Annotated in this window: 20 protein-coding genes; 11 read left to right on the top strand and 9 right to left on the bottom strand. The window is 61.9% G+C overall.

From position 1 onward, the window contains the following. Positions 1-891 carry a phosphoserine phosphatase SerB gene (gene serB / locus KQ933_RS12335; RefSeq protein ID WP_216755155.1) on the bottom strand — a complete coding sequence of 297 codons (891 nt, stop codon included), beginning with the start codon at positions 889-891 and terminating at the stop codon, positions 1-3. Here serB and miaA point away from each other — a divergent pair. Together miaA and KQ933_RS12325 are read left to right on the top strand one after the other, a co-directional pair. Then, positions 890-1786, top strand: coding sequence for a tRNA (adenosine(37)-N6)-dimethylallyltransferase MiaA (gene miaA / locus KQ933_RS12330; protein WP_216755154.1), 897 nt, complete (start codon positions 890-892; stop codon positions 1784-1786). The genes serB and miaA overlap by 2 nt on opposite strands. Positions 1787-1867: 81 nt before the next feature. Continuing rightward, positions 1868-2125: a hypothetical protein gene (locus KQ933_RS12325; protein ID WP_216755153.1), complete on the top strand. Its 258-nt coding sequence runs from the start codon at positions 1868-1870 to the stop codon at positions 2123-2125. Positions 2126-2132: 7 nt separating this feature from the next. Here the strand turns inward: KQ933_RS12325 and KQ933_RS12320 are convergent, their stop codons facing one another. Continuing rightward, a complete protein-coding gene (locus KQ933_RS12320; protein WP_216755152.1) occupies positions 2133-4166 on the bottom strand; it encodes an ATP-binding protein in 2034 nt (677 codons plus the stop codon). Positions 4167-4491: 325 nt separating this feature from the next. Between KQ933_RS12320 and KQ933_RS12315 the strand changes: the two genes are divergently transcribed. Then, positions 4492-6285, top strand: coding sequence for an acetolactate synthase 3 large subunit (locus tag KQ933_RS12315; protein WP_216755151.1), 1794 nt, complete (start codon positions 4492-4494; stop codon positions 6283-6285). A gap of 24 nt (positions 6286-6309) precedes the next feature. Next, a complete protein-coding gene (gene ilvN / locus KQ933_RS12310) occupies positions 6310-6882 on the top strand; it encodes an acetolactate synthase small subunit (RefSeq protein ID WP_183736022.1) in 573 nt (190 codons plus the stop codon). Positions 6883-6946: 64 nt separating this feature from the next. Here ilvN and KQ933_RS12305 read toward each other — a convergent pair whose 3' ends face one another. Continuing rightward, a complete protein-coding gene (locus tag KQ933_RS12305; protein WP_216755150.1) occupies positions 6947-7792 on the bottom strand; it encodes an aldo/keto reductase in 846 nt (281 codons plus the stop codon). Between the two features lie 151 nt (positions 7793-7943). Here KQ933_RS12305 and KQ933_RS12300 point away from each other — a divergent pair, with 151 nt between their 5' ends. Continuing rightward, complete coding sequence (locus tag KQ933_RS12300) at positions 7944-8537, top strand: LysE family translocator (protein WP_216755149.1); 594 nt, start codon at positions 7944-7946, stop codon at positions 8535-8537. On the opposite strand, the gene KQ933_RS12295 is transcribed toward KQ933_RS12300, so the two are convergent. Next, positions 8529-8999: a DUF2269 domain-containing protein gene (locus tag KQ933_RS12295; protein ID WP_216755148.1), complete on the bottom strand. Its 471-nt coding sequence runs from the start codon at positions 8997-8999 to the stop codon at positions 8529-8531. The two genes, KQ933_RS12300 and KQ933_RS12295, sit on opposite strands and share 9 nt — an antisense overlap. Beyond that, complete coding sequence (locus KQ933_RS12290; RefSeq protein WP_216755147.1) at positions 8999-10279, bottom strand: SDR family oxidoreductase; 1281 nt, start codon at positions 10277-10279, stop codon at positions 8999-9001. Before KQ933_RS12290 ends, KQ933_RS12295 begins: the two co-directional genes overlap by 1 nt. Positions 10280-10459: 180 nt before the next feature. On the opposite strand from KQ933_RS12290, the gene nthA reads away from it, so the two are divergent. The 4 genes from nthA (at position 10460) to KQ933_RS12270 (ending at position 13414) form a co-directional block, all read left to right on the top strand. Then, positions 10460-11095, top strand: a complete 636-nt coding sequence (nthA, locus tag KQ933_RS12285; protein ID WP_216755146.1) for a nitrile hydratase subunit alpha — start codon at positions 10460-10462, stop codon at positions 11093-11095. Further along, positions 11092-11751: a nitrile hydratase subunit beta gene (gene nthB / locus KQ933_RS12280; RefSeq protein WP_216755145.1), complete on the top strand. Its 660-nt coding sequence runs from the start codon at positions 11092-11094 to the stop codon at positions 11749-11751. Before nthA ends, nthB begins: the two co-directional genes overlap by 4 nt. Next, the gene (locus tag KQ933_RS12275; protein ID WP_216755144.1) at positions 11738-12133 is read left to right on the top strand and encodes a nitrile hydratase accessory protein; all 396 of its coding nucleotides are present in this window, start codon (positions 11738-11740) and stop codon (positions 12131-12133) included. The genes nthB and KQ933_RS12275 overlap by 14 nt, the downstream gene beginning before the upstream one ends. Positions 12134-12226: 93 nt before the next feature. After that, the gene (locus KQ933_RS12270) at positions 12227-13414 is read left to right on the top strand and encodes an IS701 family transposase (RefSeq protein WP_216755009.1); all 1188 of its coding nucleotides are present in this window, start codon (positions 12227-12229) and stop codon (positions 13412-13414) included. Positions 13415-13600: 186 nt separating this feature from the next. Here the strand turns inward: KQ933_RS12270 and KQ933_RS12265 are convergent, their stop codons facing one another. Next, positions 13601-14155 carry a TetR/AcrR family transcriptional regulator gene (locus KQ933_RS12265; protein WP_216755143.1) on the bottom strand — a complete coding sequence of 185 codons (555 nt, stop codon included), beginning with the start codon at positions 14153-14155 and terminating at the stop codon, positions 13601-13603. 110 nt (positions 14156-14265) lie between these two features. Here KQ933_RS12265 and KQ933_RS12260 point away from each other — a divergent pair, with 110 nt between their 5' ends. Together KQ933_RS12260 and KQ933_RS12255 are read left to right on the top strand one after the other, a co-directional pair. After that, on the top strand, positions 14266-15282 hold the full coding sequence (locus KQ933_RS12260) for an NADP-dependent oxidoreductase (RefSeq protein WP_216755142.1): 1017 nt from the start codon (positions 14266-14268) through the stop codon (positions 15280-15282). 18 nt (positions 15283-15300) lie between these two features. Continuing rightward, entirely contained in the window at positions 15301-15600 is a 300-nt protein-coding gene (locus KQ933_RS12255; protein WP_216755140.1) for a putative quinol monooxygenase, read from the top strand. A 131-nt stretch (positions 15601-15731) separates the two neighbouring features. Here KQ933_RS12255 and KQ933_RS12250 read toward each other — a convergent pair whose 3' ends face one another. Genes KQ933_RS12250 through KQ933_RS12240 form a run of 3 tightly spaced genes read right to left on the bottom strand, consistent with a single transcriptional unit; the run spans position 15732 to position 17417 of the window. Further along, on the bottom strand, positions 15732-16514 hold the full coding sequence (locus KQ933_RS12250; RefSeq protein WP_216755139.1) for an anti-sigma factor: 783 nt from the start codon (positions 16512-16514) through the stop codon (positions 15732-15734). Continuing rightward, positions 16511-17026 carry an RNA polymerase sigma factor gene (locus tag KQ933_RS12245; RefSeq protein ID WP_216755138.1) on the bottom strand — a complete coding sequence of 172 codons (516 nt, stop codon included), beginning with the start codon at positions 17024-17026 and terminating at the stop codon, positions 16511-16513. Before KQ933_RS12245 ends, KQ933_RS12250 begins: the two co-directional genes overlap by 4 nt. A 10-nt stretch (positions 17027-17036) precedes the next feature. Further along, the gene (locus tag KQ933_RS12240) at positions 17037-17417 is read right to left on the bottom strand and encodes a hypothetical protein (RefSeq protein WP_216755137.1); all 381 of its coding nucleotides are present in this window, start codon (positions 17415-17417) and stop codon (positions 17037-17039) included. Positions 17418-17433: the final 16 nt, after the last annotated feature.

Below are 17433 nucleotides of genomic sequence, written 5' to 3'. Positions count from 1 at the left end.
TCAAATCGTCGCGAAATCCGTCTTGCGATAGCCCTGGATATAAAGCAGCGCCGTCAGGTCGCCGTGGTTGATCTGTATGTCGGCTTCGGCGGCCACAGTGGGTTTCGCGTGAAGCGCGACGCCGGAACCAGCCAGATGCAGCATGCCGAGGTCGTTGGCGCCGTCACCGACGGCGATGGCATCTTGAGGGGAAATGCCGAGGCGGGTGGCGATGTCGTTGAGGGCGTCGACCTTGGCCTGCTTGCCGAGGATTGGCTCAGCGACATGGCCGGACAGCAGGCCGCCTTCTTCCAGCAGGATATTGGCTCGGTTCTCGTCGAAGCCGATAACGGCAGCGATGCGGCTCGTGAAGACCGTGAAGCCGCCGGAGACGAGGGCTGTGTAATAGCCTTTCGACTTCATGGTGGCGATGAGTTCGGGGCCGCCCGGTGTCAGGGTGATCCGCTTGGCGATGACCTCGTCGACGACCGAGATCGGAAGACCTTTCAGGAGGGCGACGCGTTCCCGCAACGCCGGCTCGAAAGCGATCTCGCCGTTCATGGCGCGGGCGGTGATGGCGGCAACCTTGTCCTTGAGGCCGACTTCGGCAGCGAGTTCGTCGATGCATTCCTGACCGATCATGGTCGAATCCATATCGGCAATCAGCATCTTCTTGCGGCGGGTTTCCTGTTCCTGAATGACGAGGTCGATCGGGTTGCCGGCGATGACGGCGAGCAGATTGGCCTCGGCTGCTTGGCCGTCGGAGCCGTCAGCGAGTACGATATCGCAGGCAATGCCATCCGCCAGCCAATAGAGCCCGGATGCCTTGACGGCGCCGGCGGCACGCTCGGCGATCTCAGGCGAAAGAACGGGGTTTGACGGATTGGCAACAAGCGTGGCAACGAGGGCCATGATGGAAAACCTTCTGAGCTCTGTGAACGCGATCCTGATAACCGGGCCGACTGCCAGCGGCAAGTCCGCGCTGGCCGTGGAGCTTGCCAAACAGCATGGCGGCGTGGTGATCAATGCCGACAGCATGCAGGTCTATGACACGCTGCGGGTGCTGACGGCGCGACCGTCCGAGGAGGATATGGGAGGCGTACCGCATTACCTTTACGGTCATGTGCCGGCGGGGGCGACTTATTCGACCGGCGCCTGGCTGCGGGATGTGGTGGCGCTCTTGCCGCGCATCCGTGCAGAGGGAAAGCTGCCGGTCTTCGTCGGCGGCACTGGGCTTTATTTCAAGGCGCTGACGGGCGGGTTATCGGAAATGCCCGTCATTCCCGAGGAAATAAGGCAGCGGTTGCGCGCACGGCTTCTGGAGGAAGGATCGGAGGGTCTGTATGAGGAGCTTGCGAAGGTTGATCCCGCCATGGCCGAGAGCCTGAACGTACAGGACGGGCAGAGGATCGTGCGGGCGCTTGAGGTTTTCGAGGCGACGAGCCAGTCGATTGCGGAATTCCAGGGGCAGGCGGGGCCTGTCGTCGTCGATCCACACACGGCGCGCAAGATCGTCGTGCTGCCGGATCGCATCGTGCTGCACCAGCGGATCAACGGACGTTTCGAGAAAATGCTGGAGCAGGGGGCGGAAGACGAGGTGAGGGCGCTACTGGCGCTTAATCTTCCCCCGGAAATGCCGGTCATGAAGGCGATCGGCGTGTCGCAGATCGCGGCGATGCTGCATGGCGAGATGAGCCGCGCCGAGGTGATCGAGCGCGGGGCGGCCGCGACACGGCAATATGCCAAGCGGCAGATGACCTGGTTCCGCAATCAGATGGATGAAAGCTGGGAGCGGCTTTCGCCTTAGCGCTAAAGCGACACATGCTTCGCGCCCGCAAACGGTTACAATGATCCTCGAATCATGATCAAGGGAGCTATGGGGGCCGGCATGAACAATTTTCTCGCAAAGACGCTTTCTTCGATCAACGCCTTGATCGCTATCGTCATCCTCGCCTTTTCCACGCTTTCGGGTGCGACCGCTGCTGCGGCGCAGGGCGGATCGGGCATGTTCATCGTCGGAGGAATTTTGGGCGCCATCGGCGGCATCGTGGTTGCGGCACTGATCTGCGGTACCATCGCCTTCCTGGCGCTGATCGAGCGGCATCTTTCCGAAATCGCAGCGGCGACGCGCCAGCAGCGTTCGTAAGGCTCACTCAGTCCTTGTCGTAAAGGCTGCTCAGCGGCTTTTTCAGGATGCTTTCGCGCAGCGACATTCCGCCCTCGCGGCGCGGCGGCGACGTCTGTTCGCCGAAGGCCGGCTTCGGCTGTTCGTCGCGGCGCATTTCGCGGCGCAGCGCTTCCAGGCGTGCGTCGATGGAGGTCTGCGGCGAAAGTGGCGGGGGCTCAGGATGCGGCGCGCGGCTCTGCGGCAGCAGGGCGGGGCGATAGGGTTCGAGCGGCGCCTCTGCTGTTGATGGAGCGGCATAGGGCCGATCGGCCGCGTCGTCGGCGAAGTAGTCTTCCGGCTCGTAACTGTCTGTCATGGCTGACGTGTAGCTCTGCTGGAAGGTGGAGATATCGGGGCCGGATGTGATCGCCCGCATGCGGGTGACGATGCGGCGCAGGTCGACGGTGTCGGGATCATCCTCGGCATGTTTGCTGGTAGCGCTGTGGGCCTTCGGCAGCAGGTTTTCATCGACGCGCAGGAAGCGCATGCGCATCGGCACCCGGATTGCCTCGCCGAACGCGATTGCTTCTCCGTTGCCGATCGAGGAGATGAAGCTCGTCGTCGAGATCGAGGAGTTGGGAATGGCCGAGCGGATGATTTCCTGGTCGCGGTCGTTGGCAAGGCGCATGGCAAAGAGCGTCGAGCACTGGGATAGGATCGTCTGGTCGAGTTCGCCGGGGCGCTGGGTGATGATGCCGAGCGATACGCCGTATTTACGGCCTTCCTTGGCGATACGGGCAATCGCCTGCCGCGTCGGCACGAAGCCGAGGGTCGGGTCTGAGGGTATGTAGCGGTGCGCTTCCTCGCAGACGACCAGCATATGGATGGCGCCTTCGCTCCAGAGCGCAATTTCGAAGGCCATGCGGCAGAGCACCGAGGCGACGGAATTGACGACTTCGGAGGGGATGCCGGCAAGCTGGAAGGTGCAGATCGGCCTGTTGTCGCCGGGAATGCGGAAGATCTGCGCGATGGTCTCCGTGATCGTGTCGCTGATCGTATTGCTGGAGAACATGAAGTGATAGCGCGGATCGTTGATCGCGGCGATGATGCGCATCTTCAGCGAGCGCAGGAACGGCTTTTCAGCGCGGCCTTCCAGCCTGCCGATGCGCTCATCGATGAGGGCGAGCAGATCGGCGATGCGGTAGGGCACCGGTGTATCGGCCGTGATCGAACTCTTTTCCGTCTGGCGGCGCACTAGCGAACTGTCGCTGCCGCGGAAGGCGCGTTTGGCCTCCGGCAGGATATCGCGCAGCATGTCGAGCTCTTCCGGCACCGGCGGGCGACCGCGGAAGACGACCTCGGCGAATTCTTCGAGCCGCATCAGCCAGAAGGGTAGGTCAAGCGTATCCGTATCGATAGTGACGGCGTGCTTGGGAAAGGCCGCGGCAAATTCGTTGTGCGGATCGAGGATCAGCACGCGCAGCTTCGGATCGGCCTCGATCGCCTTGTGCAACAGCAGCGAGACGGCGGTCGACTTGCCGACGCCGGTTGAGCCGACGACGGCGAAATGTTTGGACAGCATCGAGGGGACATGGATCGCCGCGTCGATACTTTCATCCTGCGTGAGATTGCCGATGACGGCGGTGGCGCCCTTGCCGGCATCATAGATGCGCATGAGGTCGGCGGCGCGGATGCGGTGGGCGATGGCGCCGAGATAGGGGTAGCGTGAAATGCCGGTCGAGAATTCCTCGCGGCCATCTTCCTCGACACGGACTTCGCCGAGCAGTTCCGTCTCGATGCGGAAGATGTTGTCCTGGCCTTCGCCCCAGCCCTGATTGCCGGTATTCATGGAATAGACGAGGGCAACGACGCGATTCCTGCCGACGCTTATCGAAATCAGCCGGCCGACGGACCACAATTCCGTGAGATCGGTGCCGCCAGATTCTGCCACGGCGGCGATGGTGGCGCGCGATCCGCTGCATGCAACGACACGCCCGAGAAACCGATTTCCCGGTGCGAGGCTATCGCGGCGATCCTGCTCGCCTGCTTTGCCTGTCGTCATCATGTCGTTGTCGAGCAAAGGGTTACTCCCTGCATTAACGCACAGGATATAATCGATCCTTTAACAAATCCTTCAGCCTCAATTGGATGCTTGGCAGCTTTGATGGGCTGCCGATTTTTTATTGCGGAATGCGTTGACGCTGCGAAATTTTCTGTCTATCAATTCCGCCCATGACAATTTCGAACGTTCTTATCGTGGTGGGAAAGCGCATGGGCAGGATGGTGTAACCATCCGGCGATAGCCACCCATGCGCTAGACGAAGGCTCCTCAGGGGCCTTTTTTTATGCCCGAAATCAGGGCTTCCGGCCACAAACTCAATCCCCAGCATCAACGGAACAGACACATGGCGAGCACGGACAATCAAACGGACAGCAATCGGATGACGGGAGCGGAAATCGTTCTGCGTGCGCTGAAGGACAATGGCGTCGAGCACATCTTCGGCTATCCCGGCGGCGCTGTTCTGCCGATCTATGACGAGATCTTCCAGCAGGAAGACGTCAAGCACATCCTCGTTCGCCATGAGCAGGGGGCCGGCCATGCGGCCGAAGGTTATGCCCGCTCCACCGGCAAGGTCGGCGTCATGCTGGTAACGTCAGGTCCCGGCGCCACCAATGCGGTCACGCCGTTGCAGGATGCGCTGATGGATTCCATTCCGCTCGTCTGCCTGACGGGCCAGGTTCCGACCTCGCTCATCGGTTCGGACGCCTTCCAGGAATGCGACACCGTCGGGATCACGCGCCCCTGCACCAAGCACAACTGGCTGGTCAAGGATGTCAACGAGCTCGCCGCCGTCATCCATGAAGCCTTCCGGATTGCGCAGTCGGGCCGTCCCGGCCCCGTCGTCGTCGATATCCCGAAGGATGTTCAGTTCGCCACAGGCACCTACACGCCGCCGGCCGATCATGCGATCCAGAAGAGCTACCAGCCGAAGATCCAGGGCGACCTGAACCAGATCCATGCAGCAATCGAAATGATGGCGAATGCCCGCCGGCCGATCTTTTATACCGGTGGTGGTGTCATCAATTCCGGTCCGGAAGCCTCCCGCATGCTGCGCGAACTGGTCGAACTCACCGATTTCCCGATCACTTCGACGCTGATGGGTCTCGGCGCCTATCCGGCATCCGGCAAGAACTGGCTGAAGATGCTCGGCATGCACGGCTCCTACGAGGCCAACATGGCGATGCATGATTGCGACGTCATGGTCTGCATCGGCGCCCGCTTCGACGACCGCATCACGGGCCGCCTCAACGCCTTCTCGCCGAATTCCAAGAAGATCCATATCGATATCGACCCGTCCTCGATCAACAAGAACGTTCGCGTCGATCTCGGCATCCGCGGCGATGTCGGCCATATCCTGGAAGATATGATCCGCCTGTGGCGAGCGCTGCCGAAGAAGCCGGAAAAGAACCGTCTCGATGCATGGTGGGGCGATATCGCCCGCTGGCGCGCGCGCAACTCCTTCGCCTATACTAGGAGCAGCGACGTGATCATGCCGCAATATGCGCTGGAGCGTCTCTTCGCCCTGACTAGGGATCGCGACACCTACATCACGACGGAAGTCGGCCAGCACCAGATGTGGGCGGCGCAGTTCTTTGGCTTCGAACAGCCGAACCGCTGGATGACTTCGGGCGGCCTGGGAACGATGGGTTACGGCCTGCCGGCAGCGCTCGGCGTACAGATCGCCCATCCGGAAAGCCTCGTCATCGATATTGCCGGCGATGCCTCGATCCAGATGTGCATCCAGGAAATGTCGGCGGCGATCCAGCACAATGCGCCGATCAAGATCTTCATCATGAACAACCAGTACATGGGCATGGTGCGCCAGTGGCAGCAGCTCCTGCATGGCAACCGCCTGTCCAACTCCTATACGGAGGCGATGCCCGATTTCGTGAAGCTGGCCGAAGCCTATGGTGCGGTCGGCCTGCGCTGCGAGAAGCCCGACGATCTCGACGCAACCATCCAGGAGATGATCGACGTCAAGAAGCCAGTCATCTTCGATTGCCGCGTCGCCAATCTCGCCAACTGCTTCCCGATGATCCCCTCGGGCAAGGCCCATAACGAAATGCTGCTGCCGGACGAAGCCACGGACGAAGCGGTCGCCAACGCGATCGACGCCAAGGGCCGTCAGCTAGTATAACAATCAGGTAGGAAACCCAGGATCATGAACGCACACCTTCAACCGACCGGCTCCGCCTACTTCATCTCGCCGGAAACGGCAGCCGTCGAGAGCCATACGCTCTCGGTGCTCGTCGATAACGAGCCGGGCGTGCTCGCCCGCGTCATCGGCCTGTTTTCCGGCCGCGGCTACAATATCGAAAGCCTCACGGTTTCGGAGACGGAGCATGCGGCGCACCTGTCGCGCATTACCGTCGTTACCCGCGGCACGCCGCAGGTGCTGGAGCAGATCAAGGCGCAGCTCGAACGCATCGTGCCCGTCCATCGCGTCGTGGACCTGACGGTGCGTGCCCGCGAACTCGGCCAGGACCGGCCGATCGAGCGGGAAGTGGCACTGCTCAAGGTGATCGGCAACGGCGAGACGCGTGCCGAAACGCTGCGCCTGGCCGATGCCTTTCACGCCAAGGTGGTGGATGCGACGGTCGACCACTTCATACTGGAGATCACCGGCAAGTCCTCGAAGATCGACCAGTTCATCGCGATCATGAAGCCGCTCGGTCTCATCGAAGTCTGCCGCACCGGCATTGCGGCGATGAATCGCGGCGCGCAGGGCATGTAGGAACTACAGCCCGGGCATGTGATCCGATACTCCCATTGCGAGAATATGGCTAACGCCGTTGGGGTCAGAGCATCTCCAGCGGCGTTTTCTTCGCCGGGGGCGGGAAGACCTCGTCGAGGGCTTCCCAGTCCTCGTCGGTGATATCGAGGGAGACGCAGCCGCGGTTCTCGCGGGCGCGCTCGATGTTCGACGTCTTGGGGATGACGAAGACACCGTCGCGTTCCAGCAGGAAAGCGAGCGCCAGTTGCGCCGGGGTCGCCTGATAGGCCTTGGCGATATGGATCAGGTCGGGATGGTGCAGCACGCGGCCCTGTTCTATCGGCGAATAGGCCATGATCGGGATGTTGCGGCCCTGGCACCAGGGCAGGAGATCGTATTCTATGCCGCGGCGGGCGAGATTGTAGAGAACCTGATTGGCGGCGACATTCTGCCCGCCGGCCACGGAAAGCAGTTCCTGCATATCGTCGGTATCGAAATTGGAGACGCCCCAGGCGCGGATCTTGCCGGCGGCTTTCAGTGTCTCAAAGGCTTCGACGGTCTCGGTGAGCGGATAGTTGCCGCGCCAATGCAGGAGATAAAGGTCGATGCGGTCGGTGCCGAGGCGCTCGAGACTGCCTTCGCAGGCGGTGATCGTGCCGGTGCGGCTCGCATTCCAGGGATAGACCTTGCTGACGATGAAGGTTTCGTCACGGCGGCCCTTGATTGCCTGTCCGACGATTTCTTCGGCTCCGCCGTCACCGTACATTTCGGCGGTATCGATCATCGTCATGCCGAGATCGAGGCCGGCCTGGAGGCTTGCGATCTCTTGCTTCGCATGGCCGGCATCCTCTCCCATGCCCCAGGTGCCCTGGCCGAGCGCGGGGACCTCGGTGCCGTCGGGGAAGGTGATGGTGGGGATCGGGTCGTCCATGGCAGTTCTGGTCCTACACGTGCTCAGCAGACTATCAGGTAATCCTGTCACCATGACAACAATGTTATGGCCGCTGTGATTTAGGGCAGTTAAGCTGACCTAAATCCAATAGGCCGCCGCATCATCGACAAGCGCGGTGTGGGGAGGTTTCATGCCGCTGGATACGTTTCTGGCACTGCTGCTTTTTGCCTTCACGACCTCGATCACGCCGGGGCCGAACAACATGATGCTCTTCGCCTCGGGTGTGAACTTCGGCTTCCGCCGCACTATCCCGCATATGCTGGGCATCGGGGCGGGTTTCCTGTCTCTGCTGCTCGGCGTGGGGTTGGGGCTCGGCGCGCTGCTGCATACGGTGCCGGCGGTCTATATCACGCTGAAATTTGCCGGCGGAGCCTATCTCGTCTGGATCGCCTGGAAGATCGCGACGTCGCGTTCCCTCAGCGAAGGCAAGAGTGGGGTGAAGCCCATGTCCTTTCTCGGCGCTGCAGCTTTCCAGTGGGTCAATCCGAAGGCCTGGGTCATGGCGGTGACGGCCATGGCGACCTACACCAACCCGCAGCTCTACATGATCAGCGTGCTGCTCGTCGGCCTCGCCTTTGCGGCGGTCAACGTGCCCTCCGTTTCCACCTGGGCAGGCTTTGGTTCGGCGTTGCGTGAGTGGCTGTCCGATCCGGCAAGGCTCAAATGGTTCAATATCACGATGGCGGTGCTGCTCGTGCTCAGCCTCTGGCCGATGCTAAAATAGCGTCGGCTTGGTCAGCATCAACAAGAGAATGCCGAGTACGGCGAAGAAGGCCGGGAAGCCGCAGGCGAACCAGATGCGGTAGAGGCTGAAATAGGCCGGCGGCAGGGTCGTGCCAGCGGCGGCGGCGTTGCGCGCCAGATTGCGCAGCCGGATCTGGATCCAGACGACCGGCAGCCAGAAGATGCCGGTCACGACATAGAGCAACAGCGACAGCGCAATCCAGCTTTCGGTCAGGTCCCAGCCGATGATGCGGGCAAGCAGATAGCCTGTCACCGGCTGGAGAATGGCCGCTGTGGCCGTGAAGATCGTATCGGCGATGACGACCGTGCCGGCGACATGGGCGATCAGCGCGGGTTCGCGGGTGCGGTGGGCCATCACCATGAAGAAGGCGATGCCGGCGCCGGTGCCGAAGAGCACGGTTGCGCCGACCACGTGAGCAAGAAGCAGCAGCTCGGCGAGCATCAGCGTTCATCCAGAATGGCAAGGGCTGCAAGCGTCAGCAGCAGGGACGGCAGCACCTTGACGAACGGGCCGAGCGGATCGAGCCAGAGGGCGGGCTCCAGCACCGTGCCGCCCAGGAGATAGGCGAGGGAGACGGCGAGCATGCCGATGATGGCGCGGCGGGCAAAGGGTCGGAAGAGCACAGCGGCGCCGAGCGCCACATCGATCAGGCAGGTTGTCATCGTCAGCGCCATCGCGGCGCTCAAGGGCATGAAGGGCAGGAAGTGGGCGCTCGCCTGGCTCGGAGCCAGAAGCGGGATCAGGCCGGAGAGAAGCCAAAAGAGCGACAGGCCGGCAATGATGGGCGCCTTCAGGAGATAGAGGCGAGCGAACCACAAGTCCTGAACGCCCGAGGGATTGGCGGCGAGCGTCGCGGCGGCCGAGAGGGCGGGAAGGCCTGACGGCGTCCGGCGGTTCATGCTGACACCTTCGGACATGACGGTCATGGCGGTGGAGCGCAGCGGCGAGCGCCAGCCGAGATGGCCGGCGATATCGGCAAGCCATGTGACCGGCCTTGCCACCGCCGGTGGGACGGAAAGGACCGGAGCATCCGGCAGGCCGAGCCAAGCGCGGTGCAGCCTGACGAGATCAGCGAGCGTGTGCCGCTCCTCGGCGGCCAGTTCGATATCGTTGCCGGAGGGCAGCGTTCCGGAGATCGCGGCTGAGACTGCGGTGGCGACATCTTCGGCGGCGACGGTTTCGACTGGGCTATCGGCATGGATGAGCGGCAGGGCAAGCGGGAAGGATGCGAGTGCGCGCAGAAGTGCGGTGCCGCCATGGGCGTTGCGGCCGAGTACGAGGGACGGGCGGAGGATGACGTAAGGCAGGCCGGATGCCGCAAGCGCCATATCGGCAGCGCGCTTGGTGGCGAGGAAGGGCAGGTCGCTGCCGGCGCCATCCGTTCGGGCGGAGATCTGGATAATCAGAGTCGAGGCGGGTTTTGCGGCGGCATAAAGGGCAAGCATGGCCTCGGTCTGGGTGGCCGAGAGGTCGTCGGCGAGGCTATCCTGCAAGGCACCGGCGCAATTAACGACGGCATGCTTGCCATCGAGGATGTCGCGCCAGTCTTCGGGTCGCGTCATCTGGGAGAGATCGGCGCGATGCCAGCGGATGCCGGGTTGTCTGCGTGCTGCGCGGGCGGCATTTCGTCCGAGGCCGCTGACGACATGGCCCTCGGCGGCGAGACGTGCCGCGACGACGGAGCCGATAAAACCTGTTGCGCCGAGAATCAGGATGTTCATGACGGCGAGCGTAGCGCAAAAGGTTTAAGGTCTCGGAAGGGCTTGGCGGGCTTGTGGCATATGTTTAGAACGATAGGCGAAGTGTTTCGAGAGAGGGCACGGCGTTGCCTCATCCGCCTTCTCCCCGAGCGGGGGAAGGGGATTCCACCCTTCAGGCCGTCGAGCGAGGAGGACATAGCATTGCACGACCATGACCACGACGATCACCATGATCACCACCACGACAACCACTATTCCGACATGCAGGCGCGCGTGAAAGCGCTGGAGACGCTGCTGACGGAGAAAGGGCTCATCGATCCGGCGGCAATCGACGCGATTGTCGAGACTTATGAGACGAAGGTCGGGCCGCGGAATGGCGCGCGTGTCGTTGCAAAAGCCTGGAGCGATCCCGACTTTGCCGAATGGCTGAAGCGGGACGCGACGGGGGCCATTGCGAGCCTCGGCTATACTGGCCGGCAGGGCGAGCATATGCGTGCCGTCTTCAATACGGCTGACACGCACAATCTCGTCGTCTGCACGCTCTGCTCGTGCTACCCGTGGTCGGTGCTCGGCCTGCCGCCGGTCTGGTACAAGGCGCCGGCCTATCGCTCGCGTGCCGTCATCGATCCGCGCGGGGTGCTGGCAGAATTCGGGGTGACGCTGCCTGAGAGCAAGAAGGTCCGCGTCTGGGATTCGACGGCGGAACTGCGCTACCTCGTCATTCCCGAGCGGCCGGAGGGCACCGAGGGTCTGGACGAGGAGGCGCTTGCCGATCTCGTCAGCCGCGATGCGATGATCGGAACGGCGATAGCTGGCAGGCCGGAGGTCACCCCATGAACGGCCCACACGATCTCGGCGGGCAGATGGGCTTCGGGCCGGTCTCGCCCGAAGTGAACGAGCCCTATTTCCATGCCGAATGGGAGAAGCGGGCGCTTGGTATCACATTGTCCTGCGGCGCCTTCGGCGCCTGGACGATCGACGAGAGCCGGCATGCGCGCGAGAGCATTCCGCCGGCCGACTATCTTGCGGCGAGCTACTACGAGGTCTGGATCCGCGGCATCGACATGCTGCTGGAACGCCACGGTTTTGCGAGCCGTGAGGAGCTGCTGTCCGGCCACAAACTGCAGGATGGCGCGGTTCCGAAACGGGTGCTGAAGGCCGATATGGTGGCCGGCGTGCTCGCCAAGGGAGCGCCATGCGACCGGCCGGTGGAGAGTGCGCCGCTCTTCGTCGTCGGCGAGCGAGTGAAGACGAAGAATTTCAATCCCACGACCCATACGCGGCTGCCGCGTTACGCGCGCGCCAAGATGGGTGTCGTCGAGGCGGTGCAGGGCTCTTTCGTCTTTCCCGATGACAATGCCCATGGCAAGGGCGAGAACCCGCAATGGCTCTATACCGTGGTCTTCGACGGAGCCGAGATCTGGGGCGAGGGTGCCGATCCGTCGCTGACGGTGTCAGTCGATGCATGGGAGAGCTATCTTGAGCACGTGTGAGGTGCCGTCCGAACTGGCGCAATTGCCCGGCCTGCCGAAGTCACCGCAGGGTGATCCTGTCTTTCCCGAGCCCTGGGCGGCCGAAGCTTTCGCCATGACCGTGCATTTGCATTCGAAGGGGCTTTTTGCCTGGAGCGAATGGGCTGAAACCCTGTCGAAGGAATTGCACAAGCCTGGACGGGCGGACGATGGCAGCGATTATTTCGACTGCTGGGTGGCGGCACTTTCCGATCTGCTCGTCAGCCACGGCGTGGCGGATGCCGCCGTAATCCTCGACCTGCAGAAGAGCTGGCAGCGCGCGGCAGAGGCGACACCGCATGGCAAGCCGATCGAACTTGCCAACGATCCGAAGCGTAAATTCAAAGAGTTAGAGCGTCCTTAGCGCGTCCGAATGGACGCACGGCGCTCTAGTACTACAGTTGCGGTTTACCGGAAGTCATGATTCACTTCCCGCATTTGGCGGGAGGGAAGTTCAATGTCGGTTGCGGGTTGGTCCGGGTCGGTTCTGGCGTGGCATCGTGAGCTCGATGCCTTGAAGGTGCGGTTGGGCTCGGTCTTTGGTCGCCGAGAATTGCGCGCATCGTGCGGTGCCTTTCTGGATGGGTTGTTGTCGGGAGTAGAGCGCAAGACTGGCTGGCTGATGGCGGAACAGGCAGGACTGGAGCGCCCTTATCGGATGCAATCGCTGCTGGGGCGCAGCCATTGGGATGCTGACGCATTGCGCGATACGGTTCGCGCTTATGCAATAGAGTCTCTCGGTGACGCGGACGGCGTTCTTGTGGTCGATGAGACCGGCTTCCTGAAGAAAGGCGCCCATTCAGTCGGTGTCGCACGACAATATTCCGGCACGGCCGGCCGGATCGAGAACTGTCAGATCGGTGTTTTCCTTGCCTATGCAAGCCGCTACGGTCAGACCCTGATCGATCGGCAACTTTATCTACCGAAGGAGTGGGCCGAGGATGAAGCCCGCCGTGCTTCGGCTCACGTCCCCCAGTCCCAAGCCTTCGCGACCAAACCGGCCATTGCAGCCAAGCTCATTGCCGATGCGCTGGATGCCGGCGTGCCTTGTGCCTGGGTATTGGCGGATGCGCTTTATGGTTCGGATTCCAAGCTGCGCCGGATGCTGGAAAGCCGTGGCCAGCCTTATGTTCTGGCAGTGCGCTCCAATCAATGCCTGCGCTTTGTGCGTGAGCAAGGGATCGAGCAGACCGATCCCGAAACGATGGCTGATGAGTTGAAACCGGAGGTTTGGCAGAGCCATGCAGCAGGCGAAGGTGCCAAGGGTCTTCGGCTTTATGATTGGGCCCGTATTCCTCTCAGCTCTCGCCCGGATCCACAATGGGAGCGCTGGCTTCTGATCCGGCGCAGCCGACGCGAACCCGATGCGCGCGCCTATTACTTTGTCTTTGCGCCCGCCGGTACCGAATTGAGCGAATTGGCGGGCGCTGCCGGGCTGCGTTGGACCGTGGAAGAATGCTTCCAGCGTGCGAAGGACGATCTCGGCCTGGATCATTGCGAAGCGCGATCCTGGCATGCTTGGAAGCGGCACATGACGCTCGTCATGGCAGCCGCTGCATTCCTCGCCAAACTCGGCGCCGATCTACGCCGCACCGCTGCTGGCAAACCGAACGAAACGAGTCCAAACCCGCCAATCGCCGCCTGACCAACACCATGGCCTTCGTGCCCAGCGTCGCAGAGATCCGCTATCTGATCAAACGCCTCCTGCTACAGCCCCCGATTAGAGTTCGCCTCATCTTGGCATGGTCACTCTGGCGACGCAGGCATCAAGCATCCGCAATGCTTTCTCACTACAAAGCAAGGCATCAAACGCAACTGTAGTACTAGGCAGCTACTGCCGTTCACTCGTCAGGATCGCACCTGAGATGATGTCGAACAGGTGATCCGCGCGCGGCACGAGCGGAGGTTGTTCGGCGAGCCACGCCAGCGCACTTATCAAAGCGAACAGGTCGTTGCCGTCCATGTCCATTCGCGCCGCGCCTTTCGTCTGGGCGCGTCGAAGAAGCTGTGCACCGGCTGTGCGCAGCATCACACATGACGTGTGAAGCGCGGAATTCTCGTCAGCGATTGCGGAAACCATCGAGGCAATAGCGCCGCTGTAATTGTGGGTTATCGCGGTCGCCTCGCGCAGCCACGTCACGAGCGCATTGCCGGGATCGTCCGATTGTTCGAGTTCGCTCGCCCGTCGCGCCAAATCCTCGAAACTGGTGCGCAGCAAGGCTTCAAGCAGTGCTTCCCGGGTCGGGAAGTGACGGTGCAAGGTTCCGTCTCCTACTTCCGCTTTGCGCGCAATGTCGCGCAGCGATGCATTCGCACCATCCCCCGTCAGCATCTCACGGGCGACCGCGAGAATGTGATCATAGTTCTTTTTTGCGTCGGCTCTCATATCACCTCTTGACAAGCGGGGCAGCGCTCCATTTATAAACGGGGCAACGCTCCGTTTGTAGCGGGGCAGTGCTCCAAATTGGTAGCATATGTATTTTGATGGAGAAAGTAATGTCGAGCGAAACGATGAAAGCAATCCGGATCCACGAGTTCGGCGGTCCCGACGTGCTGCGTTACGAGGATGCGCCGAAGCCTGAACTGAAACCGGGGGAAGTGCTCGTTCGCGTTCACGCCATAGGGATCAATCCTCCCGACTGGTATCTGCGCGATGGTTACAGGGCGCTTCCTCCGGAATGGCGGCCGCAGGTGCCATTCCCGATCATCCTGGGCACGGATGTGTCTGGTGTCGTCGAGGCGGTTGCCGATGATGTCCGCGAATTCTCCGTCGGCGACGAAGTCTATTCCATGGTCCGCTTTTTCAGCGTAGCAGAGAGCAGGGCCTATGCGGAATATGTCAGCGTGCCGGTCTCGGAACTCGCATTGAAGCCTGCCGGCATCGATCACGTACATGCCGCTGGAGCGCCGATGTCGCTGTTGACGGCGTGGCAATTCATGATCGAGCTCGGACATGATGAACCGAACCCACTTCAATCGAGCAGGCACGAGCCGGTGCCGCTCAAGGGCAAGACGGTTCTCGTCAACGGCGCCGCCGGCGGCGTAGGACACTTTGCGGTGCAGCTCGCGAAGCTGAAGGGATCGCATGTCATTGCCGTGGCATCAGGCAAGCATGAGTCATTACTCAGGGAACTCGGTGCCGATGAATTCATCGATTACACCAGGACGCCGCCCGAGAAGACCGCGCGTGACATCGATCTTGTCGTCGATGCGGTCGGTGGTTCGACAACAGGTCGTTTCCTGCGCGTATTGAAGCGTGGCGGGGCGTTGTTCCCGGTATATCCCCTCGGCTTTGCCGATGTCACGGAGGCCGGCAAGCGCGGTGTCACGGTTTCGGCGACCCAGGTCCGTTCCAGCGGAGCTCAACTGGCGGAAGTGGGACGCCTGCTCAATGACGGGACGATCCGTGTCGTCATCGACAGCGCCTATCCGCTTGCGGATGCGCGCAAGGCGCATGAGCGGGCCGCCAGGGGGCATATCCAGGGCAAGATCGTCCTGACGGTCGATGTGTGAAGAGGAGGCTCGGCAATCATGCTTGTCATCATGGGTTACATCGACCTCGATCCGGCAGATGTCGACGCGTTCGTTTCCGACATCAGGGCAATCAGCAGCAGCACGAAGGCCGAAAAGGGGTGCCTGTTTTACAACATTGCCCTGGATGACGGGCCGGCCGGACGTTTCGTGGTCGCTCAGCGCTGGCAGGATCGGCAAGCGCTGGCCGCCCATATCGAGAAAAGGGAGACGCTGGCGTTCCTGACAGCCTGGAAGGACAAGATGAAAAGTGATCTCCACGAATATGAGGTTTTGAGCGGACGGCCGCTTATCGGCTGAACGCAGGCTGGCCTGCCTCGCAGTTCCCGCCATAGAGTGTTTCCGTTTTTCTTCGAAACACGAAGCCGGGCTATCTCTTTGTTCGACGCAATTCCGGATGCAAGACCGTTGTTCGCTTTGCTGGAATTGCTCTAGGACGGGAACTGCCGATAACATTCCTCCGCCACCTTGCGCAGCATGTCGCGGGAGATTTCGCCTGTTACCGCATAGCCGAGTTCGCCGTCGATCCAGTAGAAGGTCTCGATGTCCTTGGCGGAGGCGAAGCGGAAGCTCGTCGTCCTGTTTTCCTTGTTGCGGCCGACGATGACGGTCAGGCGTTCGCCTGCCTGATCCTCATACATGAACATGGCGCCCGGCCTTCCATCGACCGGCAGCAGGCGGCCGCCAACGAGGTGGAAGTCGAGAGATTTGAGATCCGGTACCTTGAGGTCGGGGATCGCCAGCCGTTTGCCGAGCCAGGTCGCCAGATGCGCCTCCTCATTGGCGAAGACCTCGACCGGGTGGCGCACTTCGCTGGCATAGACGAGGAAGGCGGTTTCGGCCTGTTTCGGCAGGGTTTCGGATTCGGCCAGTTGCAGCGGTGGACGCTCGAAGAGCGGCGGGACGAAACGATCGCTGACGGCGCCGAGCACAAAGAGCGCGACGGCGGCAGCCGCGAGTGCGGAGCGCATTTTCCAGGGAGAGGCCGGCTCTGTCGGTGTCACCAGCTGGAGATCGGTGTCGCGGCTCTTCTCATAGCCTGCAAACAGGCTTTTGATGTCGGTATTCTGCGTCCGCCAGCCGGCCACCATGGCGGCGTCCTCGGGGTTTTCGGCGAGATAGGCTTCCACGCGGGGGCGAGCGGCCTCCGGCAATTGCCCATCGGCGTAAGCGTGCAGGTCCGCTTCGGTCACGGTGGGGTTGGTCTCGTTCATTTCGGTCTCCGAAGCGTAATCACGTTGTCGGCTTTCATATGTTCGCCCATGCGCTGGCGTGCGCGCGACAGGCGCGACATGACGGTGCCGATCGGGATGTCCAGCATGGTTGCCACTTCATGATAGCTGTAACCCTCGATGACGACGAGCATCAGCACGGCGCGGTATTCTTCCGACAGGCTGGCGAGGGCCTGTTCCAGCCGCAGACGCTCCAGCGGATCGGCCTGGTTATCGGGATTGGCCATTTCCTCGGCAGCATCGAGCTCGACCAGCCGGTCGCGGGGGCTCGCCCGGCGGGTGTTGCGGTAGAGGTTGGTCATCGTCGTCAGAACCCAGCCGCGCAGATTGATTCCGCGCCACTGGCCGCGCCGGGCCAGAACCTTTTCCACGCAATCCTGAAGCAGATCCTCGCCTTCGGCATCCGAGCGGGTGAGGCTGCGGGAATAGCGCCGGAGCGAGGGAAGGAGGGCCAGGATCTGGCCCTCGAACGTATCGGGTAGGGGCGTCTTCACACTTGCCTCATCAGGGCTTTGCGAGGTCCCAGACACCGCCGACGCCGTCGCCGGTGATATCGCCGGACTTCATGTCCTTCACCCAATAATAGAGCGGCATGCCGTCCTTGGCCCACTGCTTCTTTCCATCCTTGCGTTCGACGAGCGAGTATGCACCATCGGCCTTGGCGTCGGAAGCGGCGAGGAAAGGCGGCCAGTTGGTGGCGCACTTGTCGTAGCAGTTCGAGACGCCCTTTTCGTCCTTCTTGTAGGTATAGAGCGTCATGCCCTTTTCGCCGGCAAGAACCTTACCCTTGGCCGATTCGACGGTGGTGACTGCGGGGGCGGCGAAGGCTGCAGTGGCAGTGGCAGCGATGAGCGCCAGCACGGACAGGAATTTTACGGACTTCATGGTCTCTCTCCTCGGG

Origin of the sequence: Rhizobium sp. WYJ-E13, assembly GCF_018987265.1 — a bacterium.
In the GTDB taxonomy this organism is placed as follows: domain Bacteria; phylum Pseudomonadota; class Alphaproteobacteria; order Rhizobiales; family Rhizobiaceae; genus Rhizobium.
This window is presented reverse-complemented; position numbering and strand designations above follow the sequence as displayed.

Bases quoted from the DNA above. Each gene is read 5' to 3' on its own strand.
- miaA (WP_216755154.1), top strand. From the start codon at position 890: ATGATGGAAAACCTTCTGAGCTCTGTGAACGCGATCCTGATAACCGGG.
- serB (WP_216755155.1), bottom strand. From the start codon at position 891: ATGGCCCTCGTTGCCACGCTTGTTGCCAATCCGTCAAACCCCGTTCTT.
- KQ933_RS12325 (WP_216755153.1), top strand. From the start codon at position 1,868: ATGAACAATTTTCTCGCAAAGACGCTTTCTTCGATCAACGCCTTGATC.
- KQ933_RS12315 (WP_216755151.1), top strand. From the start codon at position 4,492: ATGGCGAGCACGGACAATCAAACGGACAGCAATCGGATGACGGGAGCG.
- ilvN (WP_183736022.1), top strand. From the start codon at position 6,310: ATGAACGCACACCTTCAACCGACCGGCTCCGCCTACTTCATCTCGCCG.
- KQ933_RS12305 (WP_216755150.1), bottom strand. From the start codon at position 7,792: ATGGACGACCCGATCCCCACCATCACCTTCCCCGACGGCACCGAGGTC.
- KQ933_RS12300 (WP_216755149.1), top strand. From the start codon at position 7,944: ATGCCGCTGGATACGTTTCTGGCACTGCTGCTTTTTGCCTTCACGACC.
- KQ933_RS12295 (WP_216755148.1), bottom strand. From the start codon at position 8,999: ATGCTCGCCGAGCTGCTGCTTCTTGCTCACGTGGTCGGCGCAACCGTG.
- KQ933_RS12290 (WP_216755147.1), bottom strand. From the start codon at position 10,279: ATGAACATCCTGATTCTCGGCGCAACAGGTTTTATCGGCTCCGTCGTC.
- nthB (WP_216755145.1), top strand. From the start codon at position 11,092: ATGAACGGCCCACACGATCTCGGCGGGCAGATGGGCTTCGGGCCGGTC.
- KQ933_RS12270 (WP_216755009.1), top strand. From the start codon at position 12,227: ATGTCGGTTGCGGGTTGGTCCGGGTCGGTTCTGGCGTGGCATCGTGAG.
- KQ933_RS12265 (WP_216755143.1), bottom strand. From the start codon at position 14,155: ATGAGAGCCGACGCAAAAAAGAACTATGATCACATTCTCGCGGTCGCC.
- KQ933_RS12260 (WP_216755142.1), top strand. From the start codon at position 14,266: ATGTCGAGCGAAACGATGAAAGCAATCCGGATCCACGAGTTCGGCGGT.
- KQ933_RS12255 (WP_216755140.1), top strand. From the start codon at position 15,301: ATGCTTGTCATCATGGGTTACATCGACCTCGATCCGGCAGATGTCGAC.
- KQ933_RS12250 (WP_216755139.1), bottom strand. From the start codon at position 16,514: ATGAACGAGACCAACCCCACCGTGACCGAAGCGGACCTGCACGCTTAC.
- KQ933_RS12240 (WP_216755137.1), bottom strand. From the start codon at position 17,417: ATGAAGTCCGTAAAATTCCTGTCCGTGCTGGCGCTCATCGCTGCCACT.